The following is an 18,436-nucleotide window of genomic DNA, read 5'->3' as shown; positions in this document are numbered from 1 at the left end:
AAAACGCTTAGTTGAAGACCTTCATTTCCAATCTGTTCACAATGAAGTCGCTTAAAATAAAGGTTGACATTCGTCATTTTCCTGAGAAAATAAAAATGTTAAGATTTCGTGAAAGGATTAATCAAAAATGACCCGATTAGTGACCGATTATGTTGTGGTGGGAAGCGGAATCGCAGGCTTGACTACGGCTCTTTCTCTTGGGGAATCAGGTCGTGTGATTGTGCTGACCAAATCGCGTGAGCAAGAAAGCAATTCTTTCCGGGCCCAGGGAGGGATCGCGGCCGCCATTGGCGAAGGGGATTCTCCTGAATTGCATAGACAAGACACCTTGCGCACCGGGGTTGAATTATGTATTCCACAATCGGTCGACGTTCTGGTAGAGATGGCTCCCCAAACCATTCAACTGCTGTCGGGATGGGGTACTCCGTTTGACCAGGAAGGGGCGCAATTTGCTTTGGGGCGGGAAGGCTCCCATAGCGTTTCGCGCATCTTGCATGTCGGTGGGGACTCGACGGGGGCGGGCATCACAGACAGCTTGTTGAAGCAGGTGCAAGCTCATGAGCGGATTGAAATCATGACACACACCATGGTGGCGGATCTGATTGTGCATGGGGGAGTCTGCCTTGGGGTCACCGCGCTCGATGAAGGCCGTGAACCTATCGCTTACCTGGCGCGCAAAGGGGTGGTTTTGGCCACGGGCGGTTGTGGACAGTTGTACCGCTATACAACGAACGATCTGGTGTCCACCGGTGATGGTTTTGCGATGGCTCATCGCGCCGGTGTTAAATTGATGGACATGGAATTTGTACAGTTTCATCCGACAGCGCTAGCGATAGAGCAAAATCCGATGTTTTTGGTTTCGGAAGCGGTACGTGGAGAAGGCGCGCATTTGGTGAATGACCGGGGTGAAGCGTTTATGGAGCGTTATCACACCTGGAAGGATTTGGCCCCGCGCGATGTAGTGTCCCGCGCGATTTATACGGAGATGAAAGCAGGAAGAAAGGTTTTCCTCGATGCCCGAGTTCTGGGAGAGCGGTTTGAGAAACGCTTTCCGAAGATCTACCGGCAAGCGCGCGAACACGGAATCGATCCTGAAACAAACCTCATTCCTGTAACCCCAGCGGCTCATTTCATCATGGGTGGGATTCAAACGGATTTGCACGGACAAACATCGTTGCCACGCCTGTTCGCGTGCGGAGAAGTTGCCTGCACGGGTGTTCACGGGGCGAACCGCTTAGCGAGCAACTCCTTGTTGGAAGGCGCCGTGTTTGCGCAACGGGTGGCAGATAAGCTGTCTTCCTTGGCGGAGCAAGCAGTTGAGGATGTGCCCGATTTTTCTATCCCGACTTTGTGCAATGATAAGCAATCTGAAGAAAAGTTAAAACAATCCATACGGCAGATCATGTGGGACTATGCAGGAATTGTAAGAACGGATGAATGTTTGCGCAAAGGGCTATCCCTACTGGATAAGGTGGCGGAACAAGTGGAAGATGGGATGCTTGAAACGAGAAATATGTTAATAACTGCACAAATTATTATGAAAGCGGCGTGCATGCGTGAGGAAAGCCGCGGCGGCCACTACCGGCGCGATTTTCCGGAAACTCGGTTAGAGTGGTCTCATAAACATTTGGTGATATAGGGAGCATGGAAGATGAATCCAATTTATTTAAAGCAGTTTATTCGTGAAGTTTTGAACGAAGATATCGGCGCCGGTGATTTGACAACGGAAGCACTCGCTCCGGAAGGGCACCGCAGCACCTGCGTGCTTCTTGTCAAGCAACAGGGGGTTGTGGCCGGGCTGCCGGTCGCCGAACAAGTGTTTAAAGAATTGGACCCCGCCTGTGAGTGGACTCCCTTGGTTGAAGAAGGGGCGGAGGTGGACAAAGGAACGGTGATCGCGCGGATCACGGGAAGCACCCGCGCTATTTTGACCGGGGAGCGGGTTGCGCTCAACCTGATGCAGCGCATGTCGGGCATCGCAACTGTTACCCGTGAGCTGGTCAATAAGCTGGAAGGGCTTTCATGTCGTGTGCTGGATACGCGCAAGACGACGCCGGGGATGCGCCAGCTGGAGAAATACGCGGTTCGTGTTGGAGGCGGCGTCAATCACCGTTTTGGTTTGAGCCACGGGGTGATGATCAAGGATAACCACATCGCCATGGCCGGAAGTTTGGAAGAAGCCATCAAGCGCGTGCGCGAACGGGTCGGACACATGGTGCAAATTGAAGTGGAGGCCGACACACTGGAGCAAGTGAAACAGATATTGGCGTTCGATGTCGATGCGATCTTGTTGGACAATATGGATCTGGATACCATGCGCCAGGCTGTGAAGTTGATTGATGGACGCGTGTGGACGGAAGCGTCCGGAGGCATCACTCCCGAGACGATCCGCCCGATTGCGGAGACCGGGGTGGATGCGGTGTCTTTGGGCTGGCTCACACACTCTGTCTCTTCACTGGATATCAGTTTGGATTTTGAAGATGAAACGGGGGATGAATAATGTCTATTGACACGCTCACCTATTTGGACGCGGAGTTGCCCGAAGTTTACCGCAATATGTCCAGCCAGGAGCTGGATGAACGCATCGCTCGCGCTAAGCAGCAACTGGGGCGGGATCTCGTGATTTTGGGCCATCATTATCAACGGGATGATGTGATCAAGTTTGCTGATTACCGTGGGGATTCGTTGAAGTTGGCGCGGATCGGCGCGGAGCAGAAAGAGGCCAAAACAATCATTTTCTGTGGAGTACATTTTATGGCTGAGACGGCTGACACATTGGCACAAGATCATCAAATCGTCATTTTGCCCGATTTGCGAGCGGGATGTTCGATGGCCGACATGGCTGACATTGAAGACTTGGAAGAGGCGTGGGAGATCCTGCAAGAGCGGTTCGGTGACACGATTATTCCGCTGACATATGTCAATTCCACTGCCGCGATTAAAGCATTTGTCGGCAAACATGGTGGAACCACATGCACTTCTTCCAATGCCCACAAGGTGCTGGAGTGGGCTTTCAGCCAGAAAAAGCGAATTCTCTTTTTGCCTGATCAACATCTGGGCCGTAACACGGCGTATGCGATGGGCATCCCGTTGGAGCAGATGGTGGTTTGGAACCCGCAAACGGTCGAATTTGAAGAAGTGAAAGGCGATCTGGAGCAAACGCGGATGATTTTGTGGAAGGGCCATTGCTCTGTGCATCAGAAATTTACTGTTGATCAAATTAAACGCATTCGTGAGCGGGACCCAGAGATGAAAGTGATCGTGCATCCGGAATGTTCGTTTGATGTGGTGCAAATGGCTGATGACTCAGGATCGACGGAGTACATCATCAAAACGATTGAAGCGTCTCCAGCGGGGAGCAAATGGGCTGTGGGAACGGAAGTCAATTTGGTGCAACGGTTGGCCAATGAGAATCCGGACAAGAAAGTGGTGCTGTTAAGCACGACGATGTGCCCTTGCCTCACTATGAACCGCATCGACCGTCCTCATCTTTTGTGGGCGTTGGACAGCGTATTAGAAGGTCGTCCCATTCATGTGATCGAAGTGGATGATGAAACCAAGCATTGGTCTAAAGTGGCGTTGGATCGGATGTTGGCGATTTAATAAAGAGGGAATACAAAATCAACTCTTGCTTTGCAGAAAAACGAAAAGGAGCCCGATTATGGGCTCCTTTGTTATTTGAAGGGGAACAGTTATTTGGCGACGGAATTGTGAATGAATCCAGTGCGTCCGTCTTTTAACTTCACAATAAACCATTCGCCGTTTGTGCCAGTGCGTTCCAGTTTGGTGCCTTTGGCCACCCGCATGATAATGGTTGCTTTTTGTGAAGGGGCATTGCGAATGTTGGCCAAGTTCACCGTGACGGTCACCATTTGCTTTTGCACCGGTGCTGGTGCGGAGATTTTGGCGACCGATTTATGGACATACGCTGTGTAGCCAGTTGTCAGTTGAACCCGGAACCAATCTTTGTTCTCCCCGGTCAGCGCGATTTTGGTTCCTTGTTTTACTTTTTGCACGATCGGTGCACTCAGTGAAGGGTTGGAACGAATGTTGACCACGTTTTCAGTGGTGACCACGGTTCCGCTTTTGGAGACAAACGAAGAAGTTGGTGTTTCGCTTGGTTGACCGGAAACTTTGGTGACGGTCGAGTTGTGGATGAAACCAATCTTCCCGTTTTCCAGTTTTACCTGGTACCAATCTTTGACGAAGCCGGTCAACTCCAAGACGATGCCGGTTTTCTCCTGTTGGATGATAAAAGCACCAATCGATGGACCGGTACGTACATTGGCCAAATTGACGGTGACTTTCACTTTTCCTTCAGTTGGTTGTACAGCGAACGAGGGGTCGCCTGACCATTTGCCATTGGAAGCGCCTTTGTGAATCCATACGGGCGTTCCTTCAGGAATGGTATTGTACAATTCAATCAAGTCTTCTTTTTTCATGCGCACACAACCGCTGGAAGCGTGCGTGCCGATGGACTCAGGCTTGTTGGTGCCGTGAATGCCGTAAGTCCGGCCATTGTCGCCGTTGACGCTCAGACCCATCCATTTTTCTCCGAGGGGATTGTTTGGGTCGCCGCCAGGAATGTTTTTCCAGCCTGGCTTGTTGATCTTTACGACCATGGTGAATGTGCCTTCAGGTGTGAGTTCTTCCGTCCGTCCGGTAGCGACCGGATAGGTTTTTTTCAATTCACCGTCTTTATACAAATGTAACTTATTGTTGGTTTTGTCGATCTCTACTTGGTAATTGGCTGCGGCCCCAGACGTCGTGTAGTAGAACCCGAACACGACGGCGATGGCAACAAGTGTGGGGACGAACCATTTCAGATGTCTACCCGTAACTCTTCCCACCTGCGGGCCAGATGACGAGCAGGTGGGTTTCACCTCTCTTTGTTTATGTTTTTCAATGTATTTGTGATTTACTCTCTTTTCTAAATGCGAACAGACGGCTTCCCCTTCATGTGTTCATGAGGACAAGCCATTTGCAGGCTTGTCTTTTTTTACTATACAAGGAAAAGGAAGCGAACGGGGAAGTATATTTTAGCTAAAATATGAATTATTGATTAACAAAATATGGCGCCCGTAAGCGCCATTAAAGACCGTCGCGGTTATGCATTTTCAGGAAACACAAGAATGATGGATGTATGCTGTGCTTCCGCTTTTCAGTCGGATTTGTACCCACTCTCCCGACATGCCCGTCTTGGTCAGTGTCGTGCCCTTGGCCACGCGTTGCAGCACCTTGCCGGAAGTAGAAGGCGTGGCGCGGATATTGGCGAGATTGACACTCACTTTTACGGTGGAAGTGGAGGCTGTGCTTCGGGTGGCCACCGTGTGGTGCAGATATGCGGTGTTGCCATTAGACAATTTGATGCGGAACCATTCCTTGCTGGTTCCGGTCAAAGTAAATTTGGTGCCTTTTTTCGCTTTGGTGACAATGGAAGCGGATAGGCTTGGAGCGGACCGGACATTGGCGACCGAAGCCGTCACCGTCACTTGCCCTGTGGCCGGTTGGATGCCGAATGCCGGGGGTGGGTTGCTCCCCTTGGCCTCATATTTCACATAGGGACTGTACACAAATGCGAGGCGCCCATTGGCCAATTTCACTTGATACCAATCGCCAGAAATGCCGGTGACCGCCAAGCGGGTGCCTTTTGCTAGGGTTTGTATGACGAAGGAACCGGTTGATGGGCCTGAACGGGCGTTGACATTGCTACCCGTGATCGTGGCTGTCCCTGATTTGGGTTTGAGTCCGACGCGGCTGTCTCCACGCCATTGGTTGTTGCTGGTCCCGGAGTGAATCCAAACCGGAGTCCCTTCATAAATGGTGTTATACAATTCAATCACGTCTTTGTTGTGCATCCGGACGCAACCGCTGGAGGCATGTTTGCCAATTGATTGGGGATTGTTTGTCCCGTGAATGCCATAGGTGCGGCCGTTGTCGCCGCGGACGCTGATGCCATTCCAACGCTCCCCGAGTGGATTGTCGGGATGACCACCAGGGATGTTTTTCCAGCCCGGCTTGTTGATTTTGACCACCACGGGCCAAGTGCCTTCAGGTGTGAGTTGGCTGGTTCGCCCAGTTGCCACGGGGTACACCTTGCTCACTTTTCCATTTTTGTATAAGTAGAGTTTGTTCGTTTTTTTGTTAATTTCGATTTTGTAGTCAGTTGAAGCCGCGAAGCTGTGTTGTGGAATGATCAATGTGGCCATTAAGGCGATGATGGCAATCAAGGCCATGTTAAAAAGTATCTTTCTATGGAACAATATGTTCCCCTCCCTTTAAATAAAAAGCCTTTCGCGACGGGCAAAATTTGACAAATGCCTCTATTTCGATCATACTTCATGTCAAATTCCCTGTGAAGACTATATAATCAAAAATATTTAAAAATAATCGTAAGATCATTAACTTGACTTCTACTTGTCAGATAGTGATGCCTGTGCTGCTGGTAGGAAGTGGATTTATGGCGTGTGACATCATTTTAATAAAGAATTAATGCGATAAAGGCTAGAAGTCGGCGGCGGATTGATGGTAACATCAATCTCATAACCAACGGCAAGGTAAAAGCGAATGCCATCACTTTGGGGGAGGGTTTTGCGGTGTATAAGACGGTTTTGTTTGATGTGGATGGTGTGTTTTTGAGTGAAGAGCGGTGTTTTGATGCTTCGGCTCTGTCGGTGTGGGAATTGTTGCATGCCCCCCACTTCCTTGCGTTGCCGCAAGCGGAGCATGATGTTCAACTGGAAGAATCCGCCATTCGGCTGATCCGGGACCAGGTGTTCGACCGCAATCGGGTCTTGGACTGGATGAAGACACGGGGGCTTAATTCCAATTGGGACATGGTATATCTCGCTTTTGCGGGTCAGCTGCTCTTGTTGTTGAAACATCTGTATCCAGCGCATCCGACGGAAGTGAAGGCTTTTGTCAGCCAGCCGATCACGGAAGAAGCCCTTGTCGGAATCCAGCAGTGGGCAGGCGAAGATAAGAATGGTTTCACGCCAGAGTTCGCTCGGTTCCCGGAACTTTTCGTGGGGCAAGAGCATTTGGACAAGATGGCTTTGCTCACCTATTTCAACGAGTTAGCCTCTGATTGGTTTGGCGTAGAAGTGAAGCAGTTTTCACGCAACAGCGCCTTGTGGGAATGCTGTTACTCCGTTTATCAGGAGTGGTATCTGGGGGATGAATTGTACCGGAAAAGCGAAGGCGTCGATGTGCGCATGCCAGGAAAAGTAGGATTTTTGCAACAGGAAATTCCCATTGCCGCCCCTGAACGGATGGGAGAGATGCTCAAGCGGCTCAAAGAGAAAGGGATTACCGTGGGCATCGGAACCGGGCGCACCTTTGAAGAAACGGCAGTGCCGTTAAAAGAGCTGGGGCTATTCGGATTGTTCGATGAGTCGCACATCGCCACGGCATCAGACGTGATCGCCGCAGAGGAAGCCCATCCTGAAAAGGCACCGCTCGGCAAACCCGAACCGTATACGTATATCAAGGCTCTCTTGGGGGCGTCGGCCTCCATAGAAGCGTGTCTCGATTGCGCTTTGCCGCTGGCAGAGGGCGCTGAGATTTTGATCGTGGGGGATTCCGTCGCTGACTTTTTGGCAGCCAGAAAAATGGGTTGCGCTTTTGCGGCCACATTGACAGGTTTAACCGGGCAGGCGGCGCGGGCCAAGTTTGAGCAGCTGGGGGCGGATTACATTCTGGACGATGTGACCGAATTGATGAAGGTGTTCACTTAAGAAAAATAAGTTTTTGGGTGAGTTCGTTGACTAACATCACCGATTTTTTGCATAATAAAAATTGAGACGCAATCATGATAGCAGCTCTTCTCCCCTTGAGTGGGGAATAGGAGTGTGGACATATTACATAGGAGGGTTCTGGAATGGCGAAATTCGAACTGCCCGCATTGCCTTACGCTTTTGATGCTTTGGAGCCGCACATTGACGCGCAAACCATGGAAATCCACCATGACCGCCATCATGCCACATATGTGAACAACTTGAACGCCGCTCTGGAAGGGGTGGAAGTGAGCGCTACTTCCGTGGAAGCATTGATCTCCAACCTGGATGCACTGCCAGAAAATGTGCGCACCGCTGTTCGTAACAACGGTGGTGGCCACGCTAACCACAGCCTGTTCTGGGAAATCTTGAGCCCAAATGGCGGCGGTGAACCGACCGGTGAAGTAGCTCAAGCGATCAAAGATACCTTCGGCGATTTCGACAGCTTCAAGAAACAATTCACCGATGCGGCGACCAAGCGCTTCGGTAGCGGTTGGGCTTGGTTGGTTGTGAAAGACGGCAAGCTAGCTGTGACCAGCACCCCTAACCAAGACAGCCCGCTGATGGAAGGGGCCACACCGATCTTGGGCCTGGACGTATGGGAGCACGCTTACTACCTCAAATACCAAAACAAGCGTCCGGCTTACATCGAGGCTTTCTGGAATGTGGTCAACTGGGAAGAAGTAAACAAACGTTATCTCGCCGCGCGCGGATAATGGGGGAGCGCAACCCGTTATGGGGTTGCGCTTTTTTTGCTTTGGCGGCATTCCGGGGCGAAGTGTGCGCTTTTGCGCCCTGTGAACAAAAAGTGTAGAATAAAAAAAGTTCACCCCTTATATTTGCCAAGGTGTTGTCGCAGACTATCCATCAAGGAGGGGATGTGATGGCGCGTAAAAGAAAAAAACGGTTGCTCAATCCCGCAGCCAGACAGGGAATGGATTTGCTTAAGAAGAATGTGATGGGCAAGGCGTTGGGCAAGCATATCGCAAGCCCAGATGACGTAAGTATGGAAGTAGCCAAGCAATTAGGCATTCCGTTTCAGGAGCGGGGGAACGGAGAGCTGAAGGCTGAGGACGCCGGCAAGATCGGCGGAGCCATCGGAGGAAGCATGGTTAAAGAACTGGTGCGCATGGCCGAGGCCTCGTTGGCTCACAACCGGAAATGAGGGCAAATCTGTATGAACAGTTAGTTAAGATTAGTAAAGAAATCAACAGATTCATATATATGCGCTAAATGAGCGCGCTATAATGGGGAAGATGGGTTAAGGAGGGGAGTGCCATCGAACGCATACTCTTGCTTACAATGGGATTTGGGACAGGCCACAACTCCGCCGCCAAAGCGTTGGCGTGCGAGTTTAATAAACAATCGAACGTCACCGCGGAAGTCGTTGATCTGCTGCAACTCATTCCAAACAGTTTTCATCCCCTGTTGCAGTCCGGATATCACGGCATGCTAAGTAAGTTTCCGACCTTATACTATTATTTATATGATTGGACTCACCATAACAAAGTCATTCGATACGTTTCTAGTGAAGTGATTGAAAAGATGGGTTGGTCCATTCGCAAAAGGTTGAATCAGCTGATTCGCGTGACGGAGCCAACCAAAATTGTGACCACCCATCCTTTCGGATTGCTCATGTGTCCGGACATCTACGAAGAGATCCCGACGGTTGGGGTGGTGACGGATTATGAGTTGCATCCCATTTGGCTCGCTCGCGTGCCCCATGTGTTGTGCGTGCCCAAAAAATTGCCCAATTGGCATCAGTTTGAGCGGATACAGTGGCAAACCGGGTTGTCATTGATTGAGACCGGCATTCCGGTCAATCCCACATTTTATGAGCATGTATCCAAGCAAGAGGCGTGCCGCCGGTTGGGGTTGTCCCCCGTGCGCCCGGTGGTGCTCGTCATGGGCGGAGGCACTGGCCTGGGACCGTTGGAACAAGTTGTGGGCGAATTGCAAGAGTTGGACCATTTGCAGTTGGTGGTGCTGACAGGGAAGAATCGGGGATTGTTTGAGCGGCTGACCCGGCAGTTTGTCGCACCGCACATACGGATTGAAGGGTACCGCACCGATGTACCCATATGGATGTCCGCTGCCGACCTTTTGATCACCAAGCCGGGTGGGGTGACCATCACTGAAGCGATTGCTAAACAGTTGCCGATGCTGTTGTTCGAAGCTTTCCCGGGTCAGGAAGAAGCTAATCAGCAATATCTCTTGCACCATCGCGTCGCCATGATTACGCGTCCGTCAACCATTCGCCTGCAAGTCTCCAAACTGCTCGATTCGCCGTTGCAATTGGGGCGGATGCGCGAACGGTTTGGGGTGCTGATGTCATCAGACGCGTGTCAGAGAATCGTCAAAGAGACATGCAATGCCAAAGCTCCCATTTTGCAGACTTTGTAATGAAGTCTGTTTTTTTATTCGCGGTGGGATGAATCATTTCGCCGCTTGCTAAACGATTCAAAGTTGGAATATTGTAAAAAGGAGGGGAGGGAAAGTGGATGAAGTTGGTTACTTATATGGTCAAAGCGGATGAACTCAATATTCAATCACAGGATGGGATGCTGGCCCGTTTGGGCTGGGTGCGGGACGGGCATGTGATCGATGTCGGGCTGGCACAGCAGTGCATGGAGTTGGCGCAAAACCTCGTCTTTCCTTATCGTCTCGCCACCGACATGCTTACGTTTTTGCAACGGGGCGAACAGGAGCGCGACTTTCTGCAACGATTGGATCAAGCACTGGGGCAGAGAGATTGGTTGCGCTTGCAAGTGGAAGGGGAACCGGTGGCATTAGCTTTGGCGGAAGTGGATCTATTTGCGCCGATCGCGACGCCGAGTAGCCTGCGCGATTTCTACGCATTTGAAGAACATGTACGGACATGCCGCCAAAAGCGGGGATTGGGCATGGTACCGCAGTGGTATGAAATCCCCGTTTTTTATTTTTCCAACCATCAGGCAGTGATTGGCCCGGAAGCGCCTGTGAAGAAACCGGCGTACACCAATCAGCTTGACTATGAATTGGAGATTGCCTGCGTCATCGGCAAAAGGGGAAAGAACATCAAGCGCGAAGAAGCTCTTGCCCATATCGCTGGCTTCATGATCATGAATGATTGGAGTGCCCGCGACGCCCAACTGCAAGAGGTGGCGGTCGGGCTTGGGCCGGCGAAAGGGAAAGACTTCGCCACGTCGCTCGGCCCCTGGTTGGTGACGACAGATGAATTGGAAGACTGCCGCGCCGGAGAGCGCTGGTCGCTTACGATGCGCGCGCGTGTCAATGGCCGTGAGCTATCCAAAGGGAATACCAAAGATTTGCATTGGACCTTCGCGCAAATGATTGAACGAGCGTCTGCTGAGTGCGAATTGGTACCTGGAGACGTGATCGGATCGGGCACGGTGGGCACAGGCTGCTTGTTGGAGTTAGGTGAGGAAGTCCATCCTTATCTCCAACCTGGAGATGTGGTAGAGTTGGAGATCGAACGGTTGGGATTGTTACGCAACACGATTGTGGAATGACATTTTCTTTTTAATGATTGACAAGTATCCTCGGTTAGCCCATAATAAATAAAAATATTGGAAAAACGATATCGGTTGTACGATTTTCTTATCCAGAGTGGCGGAGGGACTGGCCCGATGAAGCCCGGCAACCTCGGTATATCCTTACCGGAAGGTGCCAAATCCTGCAGTGCACATGTAGCACTGAGAGATAAGAAGAATGGTTTCGTCGTGTGCAAAAACCCTCTTCTTATCTAGAAGAGGGTTTTTTCTATATTCAAACACAATCATTTGGAGGGATTGGGATGGAACAGGTGCGAGTGGCACTGTTGGGCTTGGGAACGGTAGGCACCGGCGTGTGGAAGATGATTCAAAGCAACCAAGACGTGATCGCCCGGCGCACGGGCATGTGGGTAACGGTGGAGGCCATCTTGGTGCGCGATATCAACAAAGAACGCCAAGTGGAAGGAACGCAATCGTTGTTGACCACCAGTTTTGACGAAGTACTGGCCCGCGAGGTAGATGTGGTCATCGAAGTGATGGGAGGCGTCGAACCTACCCGTGATTATTTGCGGCGGGCAATGGAAAACGGTTGTCACGTTGTGTCCGCCAACAAGGAGTTGTTGGCCCGCCATGGGGAAGAATTGCGCTCATGGGCAAAGCGGTTTGGTGTGAAGTTGGCTTATGAAGCCAGTGTGGGCGGCGGAATTCCGATTATCGGTACGGTATCCCATTTCCTGAAGGCCAATCGCATATGTAAAGTTTCGGGAATATTGAACGGTACAACCAACTTCATATTAACCAAAATGAAGGACGAAGGTCGTACGTATGAGGACATATTGATAGAAGCGCAACAAAAGGGATACGCTGAAGCGGACCCGACGGCAGATGTCGAGGGGATCGATGCTGCCCATAAACTGTCGATTCTCTCGCGCCTCGCTTTTGATGTGCATGTGCCTGTCGATCAAATTCAGCGGGTGGGCATCACGCAGGTCTCCCCGATCGAATTGGACTTGGCCGATCAACTTGGTTTTGCGGTTAAATTGCTCGCTTCTGCTGAACAATATGGTGAAAACGGCCCAGTGTCCTGCTCGGTATCCCCGACCCTGTTGCCGCTGTCCCATCCCTTGTCCAATGTGAACGATGTGTACAATGCCGTGCATGTGGAGGGGGACTTTGTTCAGGATCTTACGCTGATCGGCCAGGGGGCGGGTGAGAAGCCGACCGCCAGTGCTGTGGTGGAGGATTTGTGCAACTTGTGGCGGCTGACGGGACAGACCGCCGGCAAAGCGGCTCCCCGCGCATTGTTATTAGAGAGTGCGGATGGAGACGGCTCGCGCTTTCATCTCTTGTCTTTTCCGTCCGCGCAAGCATCGGCTGGCCAAGTGGTCGGGCACCTGGAGCGGGCGGATCTATCGGTGCAGGCATGGAAGGCGGCGCAAGAGGGGGAAACGACGTGGTTAGCGTTGATCGCCAACGGATGGGAGCGAGGGCAAGCGGACCGCTTGTTGCGTGAGCGGAGCTTGGCAGTGACTTGGCACGCAAACCGTCCCGTTGTGGGCGGAGGAGTTCCATGGGGCTCTAAGGCGGTGCCGTTGGCTAAAGCGGCGGGCGACCAGTGAACAGGCAGAATTCAAGCTTTCGGTTTTTTAGTTAGTCTGGCGGCCACTAATGGCCGTCTTTTTTTAGGGATCACCTGCCGTCAGACCTGCGTTTTCAAATTGTTTCGGGTACAATAGGATAAGCGCATTTATTAAGGAAAGGAAAACGGCAGATGAACAAGTCAACCAAGCAAGCAAAACAGATTCGCTTGAAGCGGGGGGAGGTGATCCAGCTTCCCATCCGCCGCATCGGCATCAATGGCGAGGGCATAGGCCACTACCAAAAGCAAGTGGTTTTTGTGGAAGGCGCTGTACCGGGTGAAATCGTGGTCGCCCGCGTGGTACAAGTGGAACCCAAATTTGCCAAAGCCCAACTATTAAAAGTGAAGAAAAAATCGGCTTATCGGGTGGAACCGCCGTGTCCGGTGTATCGGGAGTGCGGTGGGTGCCAATTGCAGCACATTGACCGCCGGATGCAGAAGCGCTTGAAGCGGGAGTTGGTTGCCGAGAGTTTCGCCAGGTACGCTGGTTTGCGAGATGTGCCGATCAGCGAGACTGTCACGATGGATGAACCGTGGTCGTATCGCAACAAGGCGCAATTTCCTTTGCGGCGTATGGGCGGTCAAGTCTCCATGGGCATGTTTTCCGCCGCTTCCCACCAATTGGTTGATGCGAGTGCATGCATGGTGCAACATCCCAAGCTGAACGAAGCCCTCTACGAAGCCAAGCGACTGGTGGAGGAGTTGGGGGTGGATATCTATGATGAGCGGAAACATCGCGGCACACTCAGGCATCTGGTGGGGCGGATTGCTTTCGCCACAGAAGAAATCCAGTTGGTGTTGGTCACCCGGACGAAATCATTTCCCGAAGAAGAAGCTTTTGTGCGTGAAGTGACCCGACGGCTACCTCAAGTGAAAAGCGTAGTGCTGAACCACAATCCAGATAAAACCTCACTTGTTTTTGGAGAGGAATCCCGGCTGTTGTGGGGGAATGAGAAGCTGATTGAACGATTGGGAGAATTGACGTTTGCGTTATCCGCCCGGGCCTTCTTTCAGCTGAATCCCGCCCAGACCGTCCGGCTGTATGACGCGGTCAAACGAGCGGCTCGCCTGACAGGGACAGAAACCGTGATTGACGCCTATTGCGGAGCGGGAACCATCGGCTTGTGGTTGGCTTCTGAAGCGAAGCGTGTCATCGGCATGGATACGGTGCCTGAAGCCGTTGCCGATGCCAAGGAGAATGCCAAATTAAACGGTATCGCCCATGCCGAATATTACGTGGGTGCGGCGGAAACGCTTTTGCCCAAGTGGATCAAAGAAGGATTGCGGCCGGATGTTATCGTGGTAGACCCGCCACGGACCGGATTGGGACAGCCTTTGTTGCAGGCTCTGATGCGGACAAAGGTGCCGCGCGTGGTATATGTTTCTTGCAATCCAGCGACGTTGGCCAAAGATTGTGCGCAGTTGTTGAAGAGCGGGTATCGGGTTGCCGGGATTGAACCGTTTGATATGTTTCCGCAGACAGCGCATGTGGAAGCCGTGTGTGAACTGGTGCAGATGTAAAATTGAATCGCCAAACAGAAAGAGCGGGTGGGAGAAGATGAACCGTAGCGTGGATTGGAAGAAGGGGATGCGCGCTGGCCTTAAAACGTCGTGGGAGTTGAGCAAAATCGTTCTTCCCATTGCGTTTGTCATTCAGGTGGCTAAGCAGACGCCCGTGTTGGGATGGGTGACGGAGAGCATCGCCCCCTTTATGTCTGTGTTTGGATTGGGTGGGGAAGCGGCGATTCCGCTGGTGCTGGGCAATGTGTTGAATCTTTATGCCGCTTTAGGGGCTATGCAGGCGGTTGACTTGACGGTGAAGCAAGCGTTCATCTTGGCGGTCATGCTTAGCTTCTCACACAACATGTTTATCGAATCGGCGGTTTGCCGCCGGGTGGGTGTGGCGACATGGGCCGTGATCACTGTGCGGATGGGACTGGCAGTGGTCTCGGCCTTGATCATCAACTGGACGTGGGCCGGTGGCGGAGAACCGATTGCGCAAGGAGTGGTGGCGCCAGTTGAGCATGCTCATGCTGACAGCTGGGGGGATATCTTGCTCACTGCCTTCTATGTGGCGGCCGAAGGTGTATTGCAACTGGTGGTGATTGTGCTACCGTTGATGGTCGTTTTGCAGGCCCTCAAGGATGTCGGTTTTCTGGATAGGGTGGCGCAGTGGATTATGCCGTTACTCAAACCCTTGTCGATTTCCGGGCATGGAGCCATTGCGATGGCCACGGGGTTGTTTGCTGGCTTGTTTCTAGGGGCGGGTCTTATCATTCAAGAGGCGGAAGAGCGCAACTTTTCCAAGCGCGACATGACGTTGATCATGATTTTTTTGGCCGCTTGTCATGCGGTAGTTGAGGACACCTTGATTTTTGTCCCGCTTGGGATTCCGGTCGTTTACCTGTTGTTGATCCGATTGCTGGCAGCGATTGCCGTCACGCTGGTTGTCGCCCGCCTTTTAGTGAATTCCGGGGAAGAGCCCTTAGGGCAACGGATGCAAAGAAGCAGTTAGGGCAAGTCAGGTGCATTGAAATGGATGATTGGGTATTTTTCTACATTTTATAAATGTTTAGCAGGGTTAATCTATATAAAAGTCGAATAAAATTATTTAATATTCTAGTGGTTTGGTGCAATGACATGAAAGGGATGAACATGACATGGAACTCGTTTTTCGCACGATTAAACCTGCTGATGCACCTGTGTTAAAGGAATTCTTGGAGTTGGCGATGGAGTTTTATGGAAACGAACGCGAACAAATGATGGATCATTATCTCGCAGATTGGGGAAAACGGGTGGATATCGGCTTTATCGTTTTATTAAAGAAAGAAAAAAAGCCGATTGGTGCGGTGTGGTTCCGCCAATTCACACAAGACCGCCCGGGGCTCGCTTTTCTTGATGAGAAGACGCCAGAGCTGATTGCGGCTGTTTCGCCAGAGTATCGCAATCAAGGGATTGGGCGCTACCTGATTACCCGGTTGGTTAATCAAGCCCGCATGGAGGGCTTTCAGTCGCTTTCGGTCGCCGTGCATAAAGATAACCCGGTGCTCGGCTTATACGAGCGGCTCAGCTTTCAAGTTGAGCGGGAAGACGGGTCCCTCAAGGTGTTGCGGCTGACGCTTTAGCCTTGAAACTCCTAGCGCATCGCTTTTTATCGTTCTTGCTTCTGTAAGGTTTGCCTTTTGCCCGATCGCTTTGCTGTTCGTTGACGGAGCGCGTTTGGGAGGGTTATAATAAATGACAAATTGAAGGAAAGGAACGGTATGCGAACAATGGACAATGTATCTCGCTAATCGAAACCAATCATTGAGGAATCAATTACTCAGTGTTTTCGGAGCGGGATTCGCCTGTCCATTTTTCGTTATTGCACGAGCATCACTGGCGCGTTGCTTGGCTGGTTTATACCTACCTGCCAGGCGATGGGCTTTTCGTGCATGCCGTTAAACGGATATGGCATGAATCCTCTCTGAGAGCGAAGGGAGGATTTTTTTTGTTTTTGCTAGAAGCGGCGAATGTGAATAAGTGGTTGGGTGAGCGGTTGTTGTTCACGTTGGATGAAGCCCGCTTGGAAGAGAAAGAAAAGCCGCGCGAGTTGCCGCATGTGCAATTTGATGCCAGCCATCACCATCCCATCGGGAGCAAGGTGGTGTTGCGACTGGAGCAAGTCGGCAAACCAGGCCTGTTTGCGCCGCTTCGGTGCGCGATTCCGACGGGAGCGAAGGTGGGCGTGATTGGTGCCAATGGTGCGGGCAAATCGACATTGCTTCAGCTGCTGGTTTCCCGCGCGCCTGGGGTTGCTTGGGCCTCGGCGGCGAAAATCGGCTTTTTCCAGCAACAACTCAATGTGTTGGATGAAAGAAAATCGATTTTGGAGAATGTGCGGGCATCCAGCCGGTATGATGAGACCATGATCCGCACGGTACTCGCTCGGCTGTTGTTTCGACGTGAGGAGGTGCACAAGCCGGTGAGCGTGCTCAGCGGCGGCGAGCGGGTGAAGGCGGCGTTGGCCAAAGTGTTTTTGAGTGAGTCCAATGTGCTGGTGTTGGATGAACCAACCAATTTCTTGGATCTGTTTGCGCGCGAGGAGTTGGAACGGGTGCTCAAAAGTTATCCGGGAACGTTGCTGTTCGCTTCGCATGACCGCCATTTGCTCCGGGAGGTGGCTGAACGCTTGATCATCATTGAAGATCAGCGCGCCGTTTATTTCGAGGGGACGTTTGCGGAGTATGAGCGGAGCTTGACCCGGACATCCGCCTCTCAGCCCAAACAGTCGGCCGAGGCCTTGTTGCGGATTGAAACGGCATTGGTGGAAGTGCTGGGGCGACTCGGTTTCCCGCTACCAGAGGCGGAGCGAGCCGAGCTGGAACGGCGTTTTCAAGAGCTGGTGCGAGAGCGTGACTGGTTGAAGCGAGGGGAATAGAAGCGCGTGAGAGGGTTGCATCCATGTGCCGGAATGCGACCCTTTTTTAGTGGAGGGAGTGGAGACATCGGCATAGTTTTGTCTTAAAATCAGAATATGATGCCAAAGGGAGGTGAAACGATGAATCCATCGCGTGCAGGTGTGTTTTTGCTACTCGCATTGGGAGTGGTGGCTTTCTCTTTTTCCGGTATTTTCATCAAGTGGTCGTCTGCGCCTGCCAGCGTTTTGGCCACGCATCGTCTGTCGCTGACTGCGTTGCTCATGTTGCCGTGGGTCTGGCGGGAGCGTGCTGGGCTGGTCAGCCTGACAGGTAAGGATTGGGTTCGACTGTCTTTGTCGGGCTTTTTTTTGAGCTTGCATTTTTTGTTCTGGATGTCATCCTTCCATTACACCTCAGTGGCCAGTGCGATGATTTTCTTGAATCTGACTCCGCTCTTGGTGGCGGCGGGAGCTTTTCTGATGTTTAAGGAGAAGTATCCGGCGCGCGCGTTTTGGGGAATGGGATTGGCGCTGGTCGGCACGGGGCTGGTTGTTGGCGGTGATTTTGCTTGGACCCTGACTGCGCTGTGGGGAGATGTTTTGTCGTTTTTGGGCGCGGTTGCTGTTGCCATCCATATGCTATTGGGGCAAAATTTGCGCCAGCGCATCTCTTCGACGGTTTACAGTTTTGTGGTGTTTGTGGTCGCAACCTTGGTGCTGGCCGGATATAACGTTGTTCTCGGTGTCCCGCTGTTTTCCTATCCAGCTGAAGAATGGGGCATCTTCTTCCTGCTGGCCGCCGTGCCGACCGTCTTTGGCCACTTGTTGTTCAATTGGTTGCTCAAGTTTACCAAAGCGGTTACGATTCAGATGGCAGTACTGGGTGAACCGGTAGGAACGGTCTTGTTGGCAGCGTGGCTCCTTGATGAGGCGGTTATTTGGTCGCAACTGGTGGGTGGATTGCTCTCTATCGTCGGAATTGTGTGGTTTATTCGGGCGCAGGCGCGGTCAGAAGAAGATGGAAAGTTTCAGACGGCTGCTTGAGAAGGCTTCAACCTCTGAGCGCAGCCACATCGGTGACGCTCTTCGATGGATCAATCCCCGCCCCGTATGGCCTAAGGCGGGAAGG

At 51.9% G+C, this 18,436-nt stretch carries 16 protein-coding genes and 1 riboswitch; of the genes, 14 read left to right on the top strand and 2 right to left on the bottom strand.

Going from position 1 to position 18,436, the window contains the following annotated elements; all coding sequences use genetic code 11:
• The first annotated feature begins 127 nt into the window (after positions 1 to 127).
• Genes QQZ12_RS06880 through nadA form a run of 3 tightly spaced genes read left to right on the top strand, consistent with a single transcriptional unit; the run spans position 128 to position 3,603 of the window.
• Positions 128 to 1,639: an L-aspartate oxidase gene (locus QQZ12_RS06880; RefSeq protein ID WP_284724148.1), complete on the top strand. Its 1,512-nt coding sequence runs from the start codon at positions 128 to 130 to the stop codon at positions 1,637 to 1,639.
• A gap of 12 nt (positions 1,640 to 1,651) precedes the next feature.
• Positions 1,652 to 2,500 carry a carboxylating nicotinate-nucleotide diphosphorylase gene (gene nadC, locus QQZ12_RS06875; protein ID WP_284724147.1) on the top strand — a complete coding sequence of 283 codons (849 nt, stop codon included), beginning with the start codon at positions 1,652 to 1,654 and terminating at the stop codon, positions 2,498 to 2,500.
• A complete protein-coding gene (gene nadA, locus QQZ12_RS06870; RefSeq protein ID WP_106341646.1) occupies positions 2,500 to 3,603 on the top strand; it encodes a quinolinate synthase NadA in 1,104 nt (367 codons plus the stop codon). Before nadC ends, nadA begins: the two co-directional genes overlap by 1 nt.
• A gap of 89 nt (positions 3,604 to 3,692) precedes the next feature.
• Here nadA and QQZ12_RS06865 read toward each other — a convergent pair whose 3' ends face one another.
• Positions 3,693 to 4,850, bottom strand: coding sequence for an SH3 domain-containing protein (locus QQZ12_RS06865; RefSeq protein WP_284724146.1), 1,158 nt, complete (start codon positions 4,848 to 4,850; stop codon positions 3,693 to 3,695).
• Between the two features lie 267 nt (positions 4,851 to 5,117).
• Entirely contained in the window at positions 5,118 to 6,263 is a 1,146-nt protein-coding gene (locus QQZ12_RS06860) for an SH3 domain-containing protein (protein WP_284724145.1), read from the bottom strand.
• Positions 6,264 to 6,596: 333 nt separating this feature from the next.
• On the opposite strand from QQZ12_RS06860, the gene QQZ12_RS06855 reads away from it, so the two are divergent.
• The 11 genes from QQZ12_RS06855 (at position 6,597) to QQZ12_RS06805 (ending at position 18,351) form a co-directional block, all read left to right on the top strand.
• Positions 6,597 to 7,736, top strand: a complete 1,140-nt coding sequence (locus tag QQZ12_RS06855) for an HAD family hydrolase (RefSeq protein WP_284724144.1) — start codon at positions 6,597 to 6,599, stop codon at positions 7,734 to 7,736.
• Positions 7,737 to 7,879: 143 nt separating this feature from the next.
• The gene (locus QQZ12_RS06850; protein WP_102993207.1) at positions 7,880 to 8,491 is read left to right on the top strand and encodes a superoxide dismutase; all 612 of its coding nucleotides are present in this window, start codon (positions 7,880 to 7,882) and stop codon (positions 8,489 to 8,491) included.
• 167 nt (positions 8,492 to 8,658) lie between these two features.
• A complete protein-coding gene (locus QQZ12_RS06845) occupies positions 8,659 to 8,940 on the top strand; it encodes a small, acid-soluble spore protein, alpha/beta type (RefSeq protein WP_106341641.1) in 282 nt (93 codons plus the stop codon).
• A 137-nt stretch (positions 8,941 to 9,077) separates the two neighbouring features.
• On the top strand, positions 9,078 to 10,178 hold the full coding sequence (locus QQZ12_RS06840; protein WP_284724143.1) for an MGDG synthase family glycosyltransferase: 1,101 nt from the start codon (positions 9,078 to 9,080) through the stop codon (positions 10,176 to 10,178).
• A 98-nt stretch (positions 10,179 to 10,276) separates the two neighbouring features.
• Entirely contained in the window at positions 10,277 to 11,287 is a 1,011-nt protein-coding gene (locus QQZ12_RS06835) for a fumarylacetoacetate hydrolase family protein (protein ID WP_284724142.1), read from the top strand.
• Positions 11,288 to 11,372: 85 nt separating this feature from the next.
• Positions 11,373 to 11,484, top strand: a riboswitch (SAM riboswitch).
• Positions 11,485 to 11,571: 87 nt separating this feature from the next.
• Positions 11,572 to 12,888 carry a homoserine dehydrogenase gene (locus QQZ12_RS06830; RefSeq protein ID WP_284724141.1) on the top strand — a complete coding sequence of 439 codons (1,317 nt, stop codon included), beginning with the start codon at positions 11,572 to 11,574 and terminating at the stop codon, positions 12,886 to 12,888.
• A gap of 152 nt (positions 12,889 to 13,040) precedes the next feature.
• Positions 13,041 to 14,429, top strand: a complete 1,389-nt coding sequence (rlmD, locus tag QQZ12_RS06825; RefSeq protein ID WP_284724140.1) for a 23S rRNA (uracil(1939)-C(5))-methyltransferase RlmD — start codon at positions 13,041 to 13,043, stop codon at positions 14,427 to 14,429.
• A gap of 37 nt (positions 14,430 to 14,466) precedes the next feature.
• Positions 14,467 to 15,423, top strand: coding sequence for a nucleoside recognition domain-containing protein (locus QQZ12_RS06820; RefSeq protein WP_102993202.1), 957 nt, complete (start codon positions 14,467 to 14,469; stop codon positions 15,421 to 15,423).
• Between the two features lie 145 nt (positions 15,424 to 15,568).
• Entirely contained in the window at positions 15,569 to 16,033 is a 465-nt protein-coding gene (locus tag QQZ12_RS06815; RefSeq protein ID WP_154986824.1) for a GNAT family N-acetyltransferase, read from the top strand.
• A 365-nt stretch (positions 16,034 to 16,398) separates the two neighbouring features.
• Entirely contained in the window at positions 16,399 to 17,328 is a 930-nt protein-coding gene (locus QQZ12_RS06810) for an ATP-binding cassette domain-containing protein (protein ID WP_189318885.1), read from the top strand.
• 120 nt (positions 17,329 to 17,448) lie between these two features.
• Positions 17,449 to 18,351 carry a DMT family transporter gene (locus tag QQZ12_RS06805; RefSeq protein WP_284724139.1) on the top strand — a complete coding sequence of 301 codons (903 nt, stop codon included), beginning with the start codon at positions 17,449 to 17,451 and terminating at the stop codon, positions 18,349 to 18,351.
• The last annotated feature ends 85 nt before the right edge of the window (positions 18,352 to 18,436 follow it).

Source organism: Laceyella tengchongensis, assembly GCF_900182735.1.
GTDB lineage: Bacteria > Bacillota > Bacilli > Thermoactinomycetales > Thermoactinomycetaceae > Laceyella > Laceyella tengchongensis.
This window is presented reverse-complemented; position numbering and strand designations above follow the sequence as displayed.